This is a genomic window from Nocardia sp. N2S4-5 (genome assembly GCF_044628355.1).
Taxonomy (GTDB): Bacteria; Actinomycetota; Actinomycetes; order Mycobacteriales; family Mycobacteriaceae; genus Nocardia; species Nocardia wallacei_B.
The window spans coordinates 1,361,597-1,377,294 of sequence record NZ_JBIUPM010000001.1 but is presented as its reverse complement, the minus strand read 5'-3'; the positions used below and the strand labels follow the sequence as shown (position 1 = coordinate 1,377,294).

General features: G+C 69.5%; 16 protein-coding genes. 11 read left to right on the top strand and 5 right to left on the bottom strand.

Features of this window, described 5'->3' with window-relative positions:
- Window positions 1–40 precede the first annotated feature (40 nt).
- Window positions 41–1,153 carry an FAD-dependent oxidoreductase gene (locus tag ACFMRZ_RS06165; RefSeq protein WP_400178263.1) on the bottom strand — a complete coding sequence of 371 codons (1,113 nt, stop codon included), beginning with the start codon at window positions 1,151–1,153 and terminating at the stop codon, window positions 41–43.
- Complete coding sequence (locus ACFMRZ_RS06160) at window positions 1,150–2,064, bottom strand: diiron oxygenase (protein WP_280270574.1); 915 nt, start codon at window positions 2,062–2,064, stop codon at window positions 1,150–1,152. Before ACFMRZ_RS06160 ends, ACFMRZ_RS06165 begins: the two co-directional genes overlap by 4 nt.
- Before the next feature lie 99 nt (window positions 2,065–2,163).
- Between ACFMRZ_RS06160 and ACFMRZ_RS06155 the strand changes: the two genes are divergently transcribed.
- Complete coding sequence (locus ACFMRZ_RS06155; RefSeq protein WP_280270573.1) at window positions 2,164–2,901, top strand: TetR/AcrR family transcriptional regulator; 738 nt, start codon at window positions 2,164–2,166, stop codon at window positions 2,899–2,901.
- A gap of 55 nt (window positions 2,902–2,956) precedes the next feature.
- Complete coding sequence (locus ACFMRZ_RS06150) at window positions 2,957–3,673, top strand: DUF6882 domain-containing protein (protein WP_280270572.1); 717 nt, start codon at window positions 2,957–2,959, stop codon at window positions 3,671–3,673.
- A 22-nt stretch (window positions 3,674–3,695) separates the two neighbouring features.
- Here ACFMRZ_RS06150 and ACFMRZ_RS06145 read toward each other — a convergent pair whose 3' ends face one another.
- The 3 genes from ACFMRZ_RS06145 to ACFMRZ_RS06135 all read right to left on the bottom strand — a co-directional run bounded on the left by ACFMRZ_RS06145 (window position 3,696) and on the right by ACFMRZ_RS06135 (window position 6,930).
- On the bottom strand, window positions 3,696–4,433 hold the full coding sequence (locus ACFMRZ_RS06145; protein WP_400178262.1) for a TIGR03943 family putative permease subunit: 738 nt from the start codon (window positions 4,431–4,433) through the stop codon (window positions 3,696–3,698).
- Window positions 4,434–4,438: 5 nt separating this feature from the next.
- Window positions 4,439–5,401 (bottom strand): permease, encoded by a 963-nt coding sequence (locus tag ACFMRZ_RS06140; RefSeq protein ID WP_400178261.1) that lies wholly within the window; start codon window positions 5,399–5,401, stop codon window positions 4,439–4,441.
- Between the two features lie 320 nt (window positions 5,402–5,721).
- The gene (locus ACFMRZ_RS06135; protein WP_400178260.1) at window positions 5,722–6,930 is read right to left on the bottom strand and encodes a DUF418 domain-containing protein; all 1,209 of its coding nucleotides are present in this window, start codon (window positions 6,928–6,930) and stop codon (window positions 5,722–5,724) included.
- A gap of 141 nt (window positions 6,931–7,071) precedes the next feature.
- Between ACFMRZ_RS06135 and dop the strand changes: the two genes are divergently transcribed.
- The 9 genes from dop (at window position 7,072) to tatA (ending at window position 15,660) form a co-directional block, all read left to right on the top strand.
- A complete protein-coding gene (gene dop / locus ACFMRZ_RS06130) occupies window positions 7,072–8,571 on the top strand; it encodes a depupylase/deamidase Dop (RefSeq protein ID WP_400178259.1) in 1,500 nt (499 codons plus the stop codon).
- Between the two features lie 160 nt (window positions 8,572–8,731).
- Complete coding sequence (locus ACFMRZ_RS06125) at window positions 8,732–8,926, top strand: ubiquitin-like protein Pup (protein ID WP_187688556.1); 195 nt, start codon at window positions 8,732–8,734, stop codon at window positions 8,924–8,926.
- On the top strand, window positions 8,902–9,783 hold the full coding sequence (gene prcB / locus ACFMRZ_RS06120) for a proteasome subunit beta (protein WP_400182783.1): 882 nt from the start codon (window positions 8,902–8,904) through the stop codon (window positions 9,781–9,783). The genes ACFMRZ_RS06125 and prcB overlap by 25 nt, the downstream gene beginning before the upstream one ends.
- On the top strand, window positions 9,780–10,565 hold the full coding sequence (prcA, locus tag ACFMRZ_RS06115; RefSeq protein ID WP_280270566.1) for a proteasome subunit alpha: 786 nt from the start codon (window positions 9,780–9,782) through the stop codon (window positions 10,563–10,565). Before prcB ends, prcA begins: the two co-directional genes overlap by 4 nt.
- A 298-nt stretch (window positions 10,566–10,863) precedes the next feature.
- Window positions 10,864–12,222, top strand: a complete 1,359-nt coding sequence (pafA, locus tag ACFMRZ_RS06110; protein ID WP_280276214.1) for a Pup--protein ligase — start codon at window positions 10,864–10,866, stop codon at window positions 12,220–12,222.
- 67 nt (window positions 12,223–12,289) lie between these two features.
- On the top strand, window positions 12,290–13,288 hold the full coding sequence (locus ACFMRZ_RS06105) for a helix-turn-helix transcriptional regulator (protein ID WP_400178258.1): 999 nt from the start codon (window positions 12,290–12,292) through the stop codon (window positions 13,286–13,288).
- Window positions 13,285–14,298, top strand: a complete 1,014-nt coding sequence (locus ACFMRZ_RS06100; protein ID WP_280276212.1) for a YafY family protein — start codon at window positions 13,285–13,287, stop codon at window positions 14,296–14,298. The genes ACFMRZ_RS06105 and ACFMRZ_RS06100 overlap by 4 nt, the downstream gene beginning before the upstream one ends.
- Window positions 14,295–15,341: a 2-dehydropantoate 2-reductase gene (locus ACFMRZ_RS06095; protein ID WP_400178257.1), complete on the top strand. Its 1,047-nt coding sequence runs from the start codon at window positions 14,295–14,297 to the stop codon at window positions 15,339–15,341. Before ACFMRZ_RS06100 ends, ACFMRZ_RS06095 begins: the two co-directional genes overlap by 4 nt.
- Before the next feature lie 64 nt (window positions 15,342–15,405).
- Window positions 15,406–15,660, top strand: coding sequence for a Sec-independent protein translocase subunit TatA (gene tatA / locus ACFMRZ_RS06090; RefSeq protein WP_400178256.1), 255 nt, complete (start codon window positions 15,406–15,408; stop codon window positions 15,658–15,660).
- Window positions 15,661–15,698 lie beyond the last annotated feature (38 nt).

Sequence of the window (15,698 nt, the reverse complement as noted above, 5' to 3'; positions counted from 1 at the left end):
CTTGCGGCCGAACATGTTCCGAGCCGCAACACGATGCACTTCACCGCATCGGCGCCGACTCCAGCGGAAACGGGGGAGTGCCCACCCCGGCGATTCGCAGACCGCCCCAGGGGTCGCGCTCCTGCAGTGTCGCGTCCGCCGCGACACCGCCGGGCAGGGTGAGACGGACGTGTCCGCGCCGGGGCTCGGGGAGATCGGCGGGGTTCGCGGCGGACACCCGGCCGTACCAGTGGTAACGGCCATCGATCGGATCGGGATGGCCGCTCAGGGTGACCGTCACCGGCAACTCGGCGCCGGGTGCGTCCAGCATGGCCGGACCCGAATACTCGTGTGCCGCCTCCCGTTCCGCGGATACGGTCAGATCGAAATGCCGGGGCTCGGGGCGGCGGACCGCGCGCCGGTACGACGCGCTGGATCCGGGCCGGACGACCCGGTCGACGCCGGAACCACCACTCGACACCGCGGCCGATCTCGCCCGCAGCCGCCGAATGAACTCGTGTTGTGTCGCCGCCCGCACCTCGATCCGATCGGCCGCCGCACGCCGCATGAGCTGTACGCATTGCCGGATGTACGCGGCCTGCGCCTCGATCACCGGACCGGTGGACCGGTGCCCGCCGAGCGAATTCGGTCCCGCCACGAGGAACAGGTTCGGGAAGCCGTGCACCGCCACACCGAGAAATGCTTCCGGCCCGGCCCGCCACGATTCCTCGAGCGTCCGCCCGCCCCGGCCCGTGATGGACTGCCGGGCGAACCGCGCCGGATCATGCAGCGGCCCCACCGCCGACACCACCAGTCGTGGCCGCCAGTGCCGTCCGTCGGCGGCGCGGACGTCCCAGCGGTCGGCGTCGTCGTCGAACTCCAGGGCCACGACCTTCGAGCGCATCCGGAGATGACGCCGCAGGCCGCTGCGCTCGACCGTGCGGCGCAGGTCTTCACGAGCTGCCGCCCGTGCGAACAGCCGCGCCCCGAACGACGCCGCGAACCGCGGCGCGATCTCCCGGCCGCAGTGCGAGCAGCGCCCCTCCCGCCCGGATTGGGCGATGTCGTCGCCCGGATCCAGCACGGCGAAGTCCTCGATACCCGCCCGGCGTAACTCCCGCGCGATCGCTATACCGCCGAAACCTGCTCCTACGACGACGATTTCGGCATTCACAGCAGCCCTTGCCGCCGCCACAGCCACTTACCGGCCGGACCGATAAGCCCCTGCTTGTCCAGGAACGCACCGAGATTCGCCGCACCGGTACCGAGAGCCCGCTTGGCATAAGGATTCCCGCGCGCCACCCGCCGCGCCGTCCGCCCGTCCAGCCCCGCCCGGTCGTACATGTGCCGGTTGGTCATCAGATGGACGAACAGGGGCGCCGCGATCGCGACACACAAACGCGTATAAGCCAATTCGGCCCGCGACAGGGTCGGCGCCCGCCGCGCCAGCGCGTCCCGGGCGAACCCGATATGGCGCGCCTCCTCCGTGACGTGGATGCGCATCACCCGCGACACCAGTGGCTGCAACTGCGGATCGTCGAGGGTGCGGCGCTGCAGGGCGTCGAAGATCTCCTCGCCGACCAGCGCGCCCACCCAGGTCATCGACCCGCGCAGGAACAGTTGCAACGACGAGATGCCCAGCCGCGCGGGTGCTTTCGGCCAGTAGGGCCGTGCCTCGATCCGGTCGATGAGCTTGCCGAACATCATCATGTGCCGGCATTCGTCGCCCATCTCGGTGAGCGTGTAGTGCGAATGGCGCGTGGTCGGGTCGCCGCTCATCAATTCGCGCAGCAGCAGGCGGTTGAGCAGGTTCTCGAACCAGATCCCGACCGACAGCACATTCGCCAGCTCCTGCCGCGACAGCTCGCGGCGCTGCTGCGGCGTCATCGACTCCCACAGCGCCGTGCCGTAGAGCGAGACCACCTCCGGCGGCAGGAACAGCTTCTCCGGATCCAGCGGCGCGTCCCAGTCCAGATCGACCACCGGGTCGTAGGACTTCCGCACCGAGCCGGTGAGCAGGCGTTGCGCGAAGGACTCCGCGGGGAGCGACGCGGTACCGCGAGGCGGCACGACGGCATTGTCCATGACGGCTCTCTCATTCGCTCGTTTACTGATACATGCTGTAACACTCAGATTAGTGAGACAGTCTGTATCGGTCAATAGCCCGGCGGGTATCGTTGCGGTGTGACCAAGACCAGCGGAAAGTCCGGAGCGCGGCAGCCCGGAGCCGCCGTCGACGGCCGGAGCACACGCTGGAGCGGCCACAAGCGGCAGCGCCGGGCCGACGTTCTCGATGCCGCGGTCGCGGTGATCGAGGAGCACGGCGTCGAGGTGTCGGTCCAGCAGATCGCCGACCGCCTGCGGCTGCCGCGCCCGGTGGTGTACCGGCATTTCGACGGCCGCGCCGATCTGGACGAGCAGATCCGGCGGCGCATTCTGGAATCGCTGCTGGCGGAACTGATGCCGACGCTGCGGGCGGACGGCACGGTGAAGGACGCCGTGCGCGGCGCGGTGGGCACCTATGTCGGCTGGGTGGCCCGGCATCCCCAGCTGCACCGGTTCCTGGCCGGCGCTGCGCCGCAGGGCGATTCGTCGCAGGCGCTGGCCGGCGCCCGCGATCGGATCGGCGGGCAGCTGTCGGACCTGTTCGCTACCACGCTGGCGCGCTTCGGGATCGAGACCGACCGGGCGCGGCCGATGGCGCTGGGCATCATCGGCTTCGTCGACGGCGTGGTCGAGGGCTGGCGCGCGGATCCGGCGACCTCGCTCACCTCCGAGCAGGTGGAGGGCATCCTGTCGGCGTCGGTGCTGGCGCTGTTCGAGGGCAACGCGCGGAGTCTCGGCGTTCCGCTGCAGCGCGACACGATGGTCGCGGACCTGCTGGAACGGGTGGATGCCCCGCGCGTGCAGCAGGTTTCGTGACTCGATCGCCTGGCTCGTGTGGTGCTGGGCGGTCGGTTTCACTAATCTCCCAGCGGTGCCCCTGTCACCGACCCTGATCGATCTGCTCGACGACGCCGCGCTGCTGTCGCTGGAGCATCAGATGCATCTGACCGACCTGCTCGGCGAACATGCCTGGCGGTGCGACGTGTCCGGCGGCCGGCTCGAGTTCGTCGGCGCCGACGCGACATTCGTGTGCTCGGAGTTCCATCTGCTCGGGACGGCCGTGCCCGAGGCCGGGTCCTGGTTGTGGTCGTGGGCGAATCCGCGAGGCTTTCCGGCGCCGGTGACCGAGGTGGCGGAAGCGGTGCGCTACTTCGGGGTTCAGCACCGGATCGCCGAACTGGCCACCGCGGAGCTGCCGTTCGCCACGATGTTCGGGGTGAGCCCGGCGCCGTCGCAGGTGGTCGGGGTGCTGATGGAGGCCGCGAAGATCATCACCGGACGCTGGAGCGGGTACAGCGCGGTGGTCGGGGACGACGGCGCCCGCGCGGCGTTCCTGGTGGAACACCCCGAATTCCGCCTGCCCCGACCGGAACCGGCCCGCCTCGCCGCGATCCTGACCAAGGCCGCGACCAGTCTGGCGGTCTCGGATTGCCGCCGCGCGGTGCGCAGTTATCTGCGCCGCCGTGGCCTCGTCGCCGACCTCGACGCGACTCGCCGCCACCTGACCTTCACCGGTCCGGACATCTTCGGCACCGTGGATTTCGACGCCTACGGCCGGATCAGCACGGTGCACGCGAAATCGGCGTAGCGCCCGGACCCGATACGCAGGGTCAGCCGTAGACGCGGGCCGGGGTGCGGACCGGATGCCATTCGGTGACGTGGAACGTCGGCGTCATCTGGGTCTCGAGGCGGGCGCTGTCCGGTTCGACCTTGCCGCGCACCGAGACCCAGGTGTCGTCCGGCGGTGGATCGTCGAGGCCGGTGAGGTGGACGCGGAGCAGTTGGGCATCCGCGACGCAGCAGGTGATCACCAGCCGCGCCAGGTCGACGCCCGCGCGGGTGCCGTCGGGACGGGGCGCGCCGTCGTTCTCGGTGCGCACGATGAACCCGATGACGGTGACCTCGCGGCGATCGAGTTCGCCGCTGGAATCGTAGGAGGCGCGGTCGATCAGGTCGTACATGCGGATTGTCGGGGCCTCGCCCGCGGGCAGCGGGCCGAAGGGGAATTTCCCGTCGTCGGTGCCCGCGGGCGCGCCGACGCTCGCCTGCGCGGTGCTCCCGGACTGCACCGAGCCCGCGCCCAGCGCGGGTGGCACCACGATCAGCAGGGCCGTGATCGGCGCCAGCAGCAGCCATGGGGAACGGCCCGGGTGATGGTCGGAATCGGCTGCGGCCCATCCGGTTCGGATGTCGCGGCCGATGACGACCAGCGCCAGGAGCGTCAATGCCGCGCCGCTGACGATCAGATACGGTTGCAGGCCGGGTTTGACGTATCGCAGATAGGTGTCGTCGAGCGCGATCTTCAGCACCGCGCCGCCGATCAACAGCAGGACGAAGTTCTGTGTCACCCGGTTCATCGCGCCCCCAGGAAGATCAGTCCGGCCAGGGCGCCGCAGCCGGTCGCCACGGCGAAGGTCGCCGGTGCGAACCGCAGGGCGAATCGGCGGCCGAAGGTTCCGGCCTGCATCGCGAAGAGTTTCACGTCCACCGCGGGGCCGACGACGAGGAATACCAGCCGGGGCAGCAGCGGCAGGCTGGACATGCTCGCCGCCACGAAGGCGTCGGCCTCCGAGCAGAGCGCCAGCACCACCGCCAGCAGTGCCAGCACCAGGATGGACACCAGCATCTGCCCGGCCAGGCTCCGATACCAGTCGGCCGGGACCAGCACGTGCAGTGCGGCCGCCGCGGCGGCGCCGACCACCAGGAAGGCGGCGGCCTGCAGGAAGTCGTGCCGTGCGGCCTCGGTGAACACCTGCCACCGCGAACGCCCGGGCACCCAGTGCTCGTGCCCGCGCGGTTGCGTGGTGAACCACTCCGGCCGCCCGAACCGGGCCCAGAGGAACCCCATCACGAGCGCGGTGGCGAGGGAGCCGGTGAACCGCGCCGCGACCATGCCCGGCTCGCCGGGGAAGGCCACCGCCGTCGCGATCAGCACGACGGGATTGACCGCGGGCGCCGACAGCAGGAAGGCGAACGCCGCGGCGCCGGGCGCCCCCTGATCCATCAGCCTGCGCGAGACGGGTACGGCGCCGCATTCGCACCCCGGCAACGCGATGCCCGCCAGCCCCGCCACACCGATGGCCGCGGATTCGTTGCGCGGCAGCAGCTTCCGCAGCAGATCGGGGGAGACGAAGGCCGCGATCCCCCCGCTCACCACCACGCCGAGCACCAGAAACGGCACGGCCTGCACGAATATCCCGGTGAATACCGTTGCCCCGGTCTGCAATTCGGCACTGGACCCGAACCAGCCCGCGATCGGCCCGGCGAACACCAAACCGAGCGCCAGTAACCCGGCCAGCACGTACGTCGACGACATCCGCGCACCCGACCGAGAAGTAGGTTCCGTGCTTGGTCGGTGTGGCGCCACGCCGCCGAGAATAGCCGCGGGGACCTGTTCCGCCGCTGTTTCCGGCTGCTCGCCCGGCATCGATCGCGCCCCTGGCATCGACACTGTTCAACCCCCGTTCGCTGGCGACGTTCCGACCGATCCCGCGCGTCCGCTCGCCTCTCGCCGAGAGATCCGATGCGGTGCGATCTCGCCGGAAGCGAACAAAACGCATGATCGCATACGCTGGTGACAAGTAGCTGCCCATGCCTGGCGGCCCGGCCGTGTCGGCGGTGTCGGACCGATGTCCGCTACGCCGCCCGTGCCCGCGTGATCGCCCGATAGCTGTTGTGCCACAACCATTCCACCGGCCCGCGCTGGAACCGGCGCAGCCAGAGATGCGCGAACACCACCATGATCACGCACACCGTCAGGTAGACCGCGATCGTGAACGGCGCGCGGTCGCCGGGGGAGACGCGCGCCGCCAGCCCGAGACCCCAGCCGTAGCACAGCGCCGAAGCCACCAGATTCTGAAGGATGTAGCAGCTCAATGCCATTCGCCCGACCTCACTGAAGCGGCGACCGGTGAACCCGGTAGTGCTGCGGCCGATGTAGAACTGCGCGACCAGGGCGAGGATGCCCAGCGAGACCAACGGCGCTGTCCCGTATCGGGTGAACAGCACCAGATCCCCGTCCCACAGACCCAGACCCAGATCCAGCGGAGCGGCGACACCGAAGCCGAGCACCATCAGGCGCTGCCGCAACCGCCGCCCCGACGGCTCGAACAGCCCCGCCCGGAACAGTCGGGCACCGAGCAGGAACAGCGCGACGGACATCGGGAACACGAAAACCGGTTCCAGCCGGAACATCCCGGCGTTCTCCACGCGGAACAGCACCAGGTCCCAGAACGAGCCCTCGGCATACGGATTCGGATCGAGCGGGCGAACCTCGCCCGAATCCGATTGCGCGAGAAGGGCCATCGCCGCCGCGAGGGCCGTCAGCATGAGCACGTGCACCGCGGCCGCGACGAGTAGCCACCGGCGCTGGGCCCGCTCGCTGGTGGCGAGCAGGTACGCCACCACCGCACCGGTGACCGCGTACCCCATCAGCACATCGAATTCGGCGACGAACAGGAAATTCAGCAATCCGTCGAGGAACAGCAGCGCTGCCCGCCACGGATATGCGCCCGGCCAGGCCCGTCCGCCCCGCACCGCGGACCGCTGCTGAATAGCCAGCCCGATCCCGAACATGATGGTCAGCAGGCCGAGGAACTTGCCCTGTGCCAGCTGCTGCAATACCCGTTCGGTCCAGCCCCAGGCGCCGGTCGGCCCGCCGAGGTCCTGGAGGTAGCCGATGAGGCCCGCCGGATCGGTGAGGATCCAGATGTTGGTCCCCAGCGTGCCCAGGATGGCGATGCCGCGCAGGACGTCGAGGGCGGGCAGCCGGGTGGGCCGGGGACCGGCGGGCGGCGCGGTGAGATCGGAGCCGGGCGTGTCGCGCCGGGCGAGCGATTCGGTCATGCCGACCATTCTCATACGACTGTATAGCGCTGGTCGTCCGCCATCCGGAGGACATCGGCCTACGACCTCGGGCCGACGCCGGCGGGCCACACCCGCACCCGGGATCGCGCCGAGCGCCCGCCGGTCGCCTAGGCTCGGGTCATGCAGCGCATCATCGGAATCGAGGTCGAGTACGGCATCTCCACGCCTACCGAGCCGTCGGCCAACCCGATTCTCACCTCCACCCAGGCGGTGCTGGCGTACGCGGCGGCGGAGGGCGTGCCGCGCGCGAAGCGCACCCGCTGGGACTACGAGGTGGAATCGCCGCTGCGCGATGCTCGCGGTTTCGATCTGGGCCGGCTCAACGGACCCGCCCCCGTGATCGACGCCGACGAGGTCGGCGCGGCCAACATGATTCTCACCAACGGGGCCCGGCTCTACGTCGACCACGCCCACCCGGAATACTCCGCGCCCGAGGTGACCGACCCGCTGGACGCGGTGATCTGGGACAAGGCCGGTGAACGCGTGATGGAGGCCGCCGCCCGCTACGCCTCCAGCGTGCCGAACGCGCCCCGCATGCAGCTGTACAAGAACAATGTCGACGGCAAGGGCGCCTCGTACGGCACCCACGAGAACTACCTGATGAACCGCGACACGCCGTTCAATCAGATCATCGTCGGCCTCACCCCGTTCTTCGTGTCCCGGCAGGTGGTGACCGGGTCCGGGCGCGTCGGCCTCGGGCAGTCCGGCGACCAGGCCGGTTTCCAGCTGTCGCAGCGGTCGGACTACATCGAGGTCGAGGTCGGCCTGGAGACCACACTCAAGCGCGGCATCATCAACACCCGCGACGAGCCGCACGCCGACGCCGACAAGTACCGCCGCCTGCACGTCATCATCGGCGACGCGAATCTGGCCGAATGGTCGACGTATCTGAAGGTCGGCACCACGGCGCTGGTGCTGGACCTGATCGAGGCGGGGGAGGACCTGTCGGATCTGCAGCTGGCCCGCCCGGTCACGGCCGTGCACACGATCAGCCACGACCCGACGCTGCGCGCCACGGTGGCGCTGACCGACGGCCGCGAGCTGACCGGCCTTGCGCTGCAACGGATCTACCTGGACCGGGCGGAGAAGTTCCACGGCCGCGAGGGCACCGACGACGCCCGCGTCACCGACATCCTGGAGAAGTGGGCGCACGTGCTGGACCTGCTCGAGCGCGATCCGATGGAGACCGCCGACCTGCTGGACTGGACCGCGAAACTGCGCCTGTTCGAGGGCATGCGCAGCCGCGAGGGCCTGGGCTGGGCCGCGCCGAAGCTGCACCTGATGGATCTGCAGTACTCCGACGTGCGGCTGGACAAGGGCCTGTACAACCGCCTCGTCGCACGCGGCTCCATGCAACGGCTGGTGTCCGAGCAGCAGGTCGTCGACGCGATGACCGCCCCGCCGACCGACACGCGCGCCTATTTCCGCGGGGAATGCCTGCGCCGCTTCGGCGCCGACATCGCCGCCGCCAGCTGGGATTCGGTGATCTTCGACCTGGGCGGCGACTCGCTGGTCCGCATTCCCACCCTGGAACCCCGCCGCGGCACCAAGTCGCATGTCGGGAAGCTGCTCGACGGCGTGGACACCGCCGCCGAACTGGTCGAACAGCTCACCACCTAGGGTGCCCGCGGCCGGGCGCGCCGGACCGGAACGCCGGTCGCGGGCGGGGCACATTGCGAGGTAATCCGGCAAGTTGTCCCCGACGCTGGGTAGTGTTGAGGCACGAGCATCGGATTTTCTCCGATGCTCGCCGATATCAGTACAGAGGAGGTCGGCTGCTATGGCACAAGAGCAGACCAAGCGCGCCGGTGGCGGCGACGAGGATGACGAGGCGGTCGGCGCGGAAGCGGCCGGACAGGAGCGTCGCGAGAAGCTGGCGGAGGACACCGACGACCTGCTCGACGAGATCGATGATGTGCTCGAGGAGAACGCGGAGGACTTCGTGCGTGCATATGTTCAGAAAGGCGGCCAGTGACATCAGGTGACCCCTTGCGGCTCCACACGGGGTACGCCCTGTCCTCCTTCTCCGAATACCTGCGTGAGGTCGCGCCGGAACTGTTGCCCGGCAACGGTTTCGGTCGCGCCGGCGCGGGCCCGGCCGGGGCGTCGTCGCAGGACATCGCCCCGCACGGCACCACCATCGTCGCGGTCAGCTACCGCGGCGGGGTGCTGATCGCCGGCGACCGGCGCGCCACCCAGGGCAACCTGCTGGCCAGCCGGGACATGGAGAAGGTGTACATCACCGACACGTTCTCCGCGGCCGGCATCGCCGGTACCGCGGGCGTGGCGGTGGAGATGATCCGGCTGTTCGCCGTGGAGCTCGAGTACTACGAGAAGATCGAGGGCGTCCCGCTGACCTTCGACGGTAAGGCCAACAAGCTGTCGAAGATGGTGCGCGACAACCTGCCCGCGGCCATGCAGGGTCTCGCGGTGGTGCCCATCCTGGTCGGCTTCGATCTGGAGGCCACCGACCCGGCTCGGGCCGGGCGCATCGTGTCCTACGACGTGGTCGGCGGACGCAGTGAGGAGCGCTTCGGCTACACCGCCGTCGGCTCGGGGTCGATGTTCGCCAAGTCGTCGCTGAAGAAGACGTACCACCGCGACATCGACGAGGACAACGCGCTGCGTATCGCCGTCGAATCGCTGTTGGACGCCTCCGACGACGACACCGCCACCGGCGGGCCCGACCTGATGCGCAACATCTTCCCCACGGCGGTCACCATCAATGCCGAAGGGGCGGACGAGGTTTCGGACGAGCGGCTGGAGGAGGTCGCCCGGGCGATCGTCGAGCGGCGTGGGGCGTCGGATCGGGAAGGGAGCGCCACAGCATGACACTGCCGTACTACGCGTCGGCCGAACAGATCATGCGCGACAAGACCGAACTTGCGCGCAAAGGCATCGCACGAGGCCGCAGTGTCGTGGTGTTGGTGTACGACAAGGGCGTGTTGTTCGTCGCCGAGAATCCGTCGGCGACGCTGCACAAGGTGAGTGAGCTGTACGACCGGGTGGGGTTCGCCGCGGTCGGCAAGTACAACGAGTTCGAGAACCTGCGCCGGCACGGGATCCTGCAGGCCGACCTGCGCGGCTACCAGTACGACCGCCGCGACGTGACGGGCCGGGCGCTGGCGAACATGTTCGCGTCCCTGCTCGGCTCGATCTTCACCGATCAGCTCAAGCCGTTCGAGGTGGAGATCTGCATCGGTGAGGTGGGTTATCCGGAGCAGGCGCAGAACGCGGTCCTGTACCGGGTCAATTTCGACGGCTCGATAGTCGACGAGCGGGACTACGTGGTGATGGGCGGCAATACCGAGCCCATCATCAGCGCGCTCAAGGAGACCTATCAGCCCGGCCTGGACCTCCACGCGGCGATCAAGCTGGCGCTGGAGGCCCTGCAGAAGGCCACCCCCGAGGGCGACAAGGACAAGCGGGTGCTCGGCGTCGGAACGCTCGAGGTGGCAACCCTGGAGCAGGCCCGGCCGCGACGGTCCTTCCGCCGCATCGCGGGCCCGCAACTGGAGGCCCTGCTCACCGACGAGAAAACCGGCAAGAGCAAGGCCAAGCCCAAGGACTCCACCCCCGAAACCCCCAGCGCGGGAGACCCTTCCAACGCCTGACGTGTTTCGTGACATGCCCCCCGCATCCCCACGGATGCAGGGGGCATCCTCATTCCCCAGGGAAAGCGACACAGCCTCCCCTCACCCCGGTTTGTGGTCCGGCTCGGTTTTCAGGGGTCGCTGCGCAAGCGACGAAGGAGCAAGCAGCGACCCCTGAAAACCGAGCCACAGGGGACCACAAACCCGCGGCGCCGAAGGCGACGCCAAAGACCCCGCCAATGTAACTGTTGCGAACCCGTTTGCATCCGCTTGCGCGCACAGCCCATTTCGGGCAGGGCATGGCTGTAATGTCGATAGTGTGCAGCGACGAATCATGGGGATCGAGACCGAGTTCGGGGTGACGTGCACTTTCCACGGACACCGTCGGTTGAGCCCTGACGAGGTGGCCCGGTATTTGTTCCGCCGGGTGGTGTCCTGGGGCCGTAGTTCGAACGTGTTCCTCCGCAACGGTGCCCGTCTGTACCTCGACGTCGGCTCCCACCCGGAGTACGCGACGGCCGAATGCGACTCCCTGGTGCAGCTGGTCACCCACGACCGCGCCGGTGAGCGGGTGCTCGAGGAACTGCTGATCGACGCCGAGCAGCGCTTGGCGGAGGAGGGTATCGGCGGCGACATCTATTTGTTCAAGAACAACACCGACTCGGCGGGCAACTCCTACGGCTGCCACGAGAACTTCCTGGTCGTGCGGGCCGGCGAGTTCTCCCGCATCTCCGACGTGCTGCTGCCGTTCCTGGTCACCCGCCAGTTGATCTGCGGCGCCGGCAAGGTGCTGCAGACACCGAAGGCGGCCACGTTCTGCCTGTCGCAGCGCGCCGAGCACATCTGGGAGGGCGTCTCCTCGGCGACCACGCGTTCGCGCCCGATCATCAACACCCGCGACGAGCCGCACGCCGACGCCGAGAAGTACCGGCGCCTGCACGTCATCGTCGGCGACTCGAACATGGCCGAGACCACGACGATGCTGAAGGTCGGCACGGCGGCGCTGGTGCTGGAGATGATCGAGGCCGGGGTGTCGTTCCGCGATTTCGCTCTCGACAACCCGATCCGCGCCATCCGCGAGGTGAGTCACGACCTGACCGGCCGCCGCCCGGTGCGACTGGCCGGAGGCCGTCAGGCCAGCGCCCTGGACATCCAGCGCGAGTACTACGCCCGCGCGGTCGACCACTTGCGCAACCGCGACCGCGACCCGCAGGTCGACGCGGTGGTGGATCTGTGGGGCCGCACGCTCGACGCGGTGGAGGCGCAGGATTTCGCGAAGGTCGACACCGAGATCGACTGGGTGATCAAGCGCAAGCTGTTCCAGCGCTACCAGGACCGCTACAACATGGACCTGTCCGATCCCAAGATCGCCCAGCTGGATCTGGCCTACCACGACATCAAGCGCGGCCGCGGCGTGTTCGACCTGCTGCAGCGCAAGGGCTTGGCCAAGCGGATCACCGAGGACGAGTCGGTGGACGCCGCGGTCACCACGCCGCCGCAGACGACTCGCGCCAAGCTGCGCGGCGATTTCATCACCGCCGCGCAGGAGGCGGGCCGCGACTTCACCGTCGACTGGGTCCACCTGAAGCTGAACGATCAGGCGCAGCGCACGGTGCTGTGCAAGGACCCGTTCCGTTCGGTCGATGAGCGGGTGGATCGGCTGATCGCGTCGATGTAAGGCGAATCCATGGCCTAATCGTGCGCCGAGGCGCATGTGTGGGCGCGGGCCGATTACTCTGTGTCGCGTGGCGATATCCAAGGTCGAGCGGCTGATGAATCTGGTCATCGCGCTGTTGTCGACCCGGCAGTTCCTGACCGCGGAGCGCATCCGCGACAGCGTCGCCGGATACGAGGACTCCGCCAGCGACGAGGCGTTCAGCCGGATGTTCGAGCGCGACAAGAACGAATTGCGCGATCTCGGCATCCCGCTGGAGGTCGGCCCGGTCAGTCGCTACTCCTCGCAGGAGGGCTACCGGATCAACCGCGACGCCTACGAGCTGCCCGATATCGATCTGACCAGCGAGGAGACGGCGGCGGTAGCGGTCGCCGTGCAGCTGTGGGAATCTCCGGAACTCGCGACCGCGGCCGAAGGGGCCCTGCTCAAGTTGCGGGCGGCCGGGATTCATGTCGAATCGGACGCGGCGCTGTCGTCGGTCCCGGCGGTTCCGGCGCGTACGCGCGGGTCGGAGGCGGCGCTGGGCAGGTTGCTGGCGGCGGTCGACGCCGGGCGCGCTGTCCGCTTCGAGCACCGCATGTCGCACAACGCCCCGTATCTGATGCGCGATGTGGAGCCGTGGGGTGTGGTCACCCATCACGGTCGGTGGTATCTGGTCGGGCACGATCGCGATCGTGACGCCACCCGCACCTTCCGGTTGTCGCGCATCGGCGACGACGTCACCGCGTACGGGCCGGAGAATGCCGTGCACAAACCGGAGGACGTGGATCTGCGGGCGATCGTCGCCCGGGTGACCGGCGCGACGCAGGTGACCGGTACCGCCACGGTGTGGGTCGCCGAGGGCCGCGGCCAGGACGTCCGGCGGCTGGGCGCGGCTGTGGAGGAACGCGGACTCGGCGGCCGTCCGGGCACGATCGTGGAGGTCCCGGTCCGCTCGCGGGACTGGCTGGCACGCCTGATCACCGGACTCGGCCCGGACGCGCTCGTCCTGGCCCCGGCCGACCTGCGGGAGGATGTCGTCGCCCGGCTGCGGTCGGTGCGCGAGGGGACGGAAGTGGGGGCGACGTGAGCAGTCGGTTGTCGACGCGGCTGTCGCGGCTGCTGAACATGGTGCCGTACTTCCTGGCCAACCCCGGAATCAGCGCCGCGGATGCCGCCGCCGAACTCGGCGTCACCACGAAACAGCTGATGAACGACCTGAACCAGCTGTGGATGTGCGGCCTGCCCGGCTACGGGCCCGGCGATCTCATCGACCTGTCGTTCTCCGAGGAGAGCATCGAGGTCACCTTCTCCGCCGGCATCGACCGCCCGCTGCGGCTGACCTCGACCGAGGCCACGGCCGTCCTGGTGGCGCTGCGTTCGATCGCCGATCTGCCCGGCATGGTCGATCCGACGGCCGCGCGCTCGGCGATGGCGAAGATCGAGTCGGCCATCGCCGGCGACCCCGGACGTTCGGCCGGGCCCGAACCGGCCGCACCCGTGGAGGCCCCGGCGGTGACGACGGTGCGCTCCGCGCTGGCCCGCGGCCGCGCGCTGCGCCTGGTGTACTACTCGGCCAGCCGCGACGTGGTGTCCGAGCGGGTGGTCGACCCGATCCGGATCGTGCTGGTGGACAACAACTCCTACCTGCAGGCCTGGTGCCGGGAGGCGGAGGGGGTGCGGCTGTTCCGGTTCGACCGCCTCGAGCAGGCCACCGAACTGGACGAGCCCGCGCGTCCGCCCAGCCACGCCACCGACGAGTCCGCGGCGCTGGACCTGTTCTCCGACGATCCCGCCATTCCGCTCGCGCGCCTGCTGGTCCATGCCGACTACGGCTGGGTGCTGGACCAGTACCCGATGCACCGGGTGGCCGTGCACCAGGACGGCAGCGTGGAGGCGACGATGCGGTTCGCCACGCTGGACTGGATGGCGCGGCTGCTGCTGGGCTTCGGCTCGGGCGTGACCGTGCTGGGCCCGGCGGAACTGGTGAGCGCGGTGCGCGAGCGGTCCGGCGCGGCGCTGGCCGCGTACGCCGCTCTGGCCGATTCCGGTGGCGCGGGCTACGACCGCGCCGTGACCGAGGAGGTCGGTCCCGCGTGACCTTTCGCGTGACCGTGCTCGGCGCCGGCAGCATCGGCGTCTTCGTGGGCGGGAAGCTGGCCGCGGCGGGCGCGGACGTCACCTTCGTGGGACGGCCCCGGCTGCTCGACGAGATCTCGACCGCCGGACTGCGGCTCACCGACCTCGACGGCGGCGACGACCGCGTGGCGCCCTCGGCGTTCCGCACGGCGACTACCCCCCACGACGCCGACTCGGCGGACCTGGTGCTGATCACCGTGAAATCGGCCCAGACCGTAGCGGCCGCAGAGCAACTCGCCGAGCACGTCCGTCCCGGGACGGTCGTGCTGAGCCTGCAGAACGGGATCGGCAACGACACCGCGATCCGGGAGTCGCTGCCGTCGTGCGTGGTGCTGGCCGGAATGGTGATGTTCAACGTCGTGCACCACGACGGCGGCCGCTTCCATCGCGGCACCGAGGGCGGGCTGGCCGTCGCCGACGACGCGGCGCTGGAACGGTTCGCGCCGCTGTTCCGCCGCGGCGGTCTGGAACTGGCACGCCATGCCGATCTGCGGCCGGTGCAATGGGCGAAACTGCTTCTGAACCTGAACAATCCGATCAACGCGCTGTCCGGACGGCCGCTGCGAGAGGAGCTGGCCGAGCGTGACTATCGCCGCTGCCTCGCGCTCGCGCAGACCGAGGCCCTGGCCGTGATGGGGCGCGCGCGAATCCGCCCGGCCCGGCTCACCGTCCTGCCGCCGGCACTGATGGCACGGTTGCTCACGGTGCCGGACACGCTGTTCGCGCGGGTCGCGGGCAGTGTGCTGGCGGTGGATCCGATGGCCCGCTCATCGATGGCCGACGACCTGGCCCGCGGCCGCCGCACCGAGATCCGGTGGCTGTGCGGGGAGATCGTGAACCTGGGCCGGATGGTGGGGTCGCCGACCCCGGTGAATGCCCGCCTGGCCGAACTGATCGAGGCCGCCGAGCACGGCGACACCCGGACGTGGCCGGGTCCGGAGCTACTGGCACAGTTGCGGGAGGCCCGCGACCACGCCGCCCGCCACCCGGCGACCGAGAGCTGACGAGCGGCTTCGCGTATCGGAGGTCCGGTAGCATCGGACGTACCACAGTCTTTGGAGGTTATCAATGGGTTCACTCAGCCCGACGCACTGGCTGATCATCGCGGTGCTGGTGCTGGTCCTGTTCGGCGCCAAGCGGCTGCCGGACGCGGCCCGGGGCCTGGGGCGCTCGCTGCGCATCTTCAAGAGCGAGATGAGCGAGATGCAATCCGACGGCACACCCAAGCCGGAGCAGCCCGCCAAGGCCCCGACGCAGGAACTGCCCCCGGCCCAGCCGTCGACGCCGGCGCCCGCGCCGAATCCGGAAACGCACAAGGCGTAGCAGTTTCGTCGATCCCGGGATGAGCCGATCATCCCGGG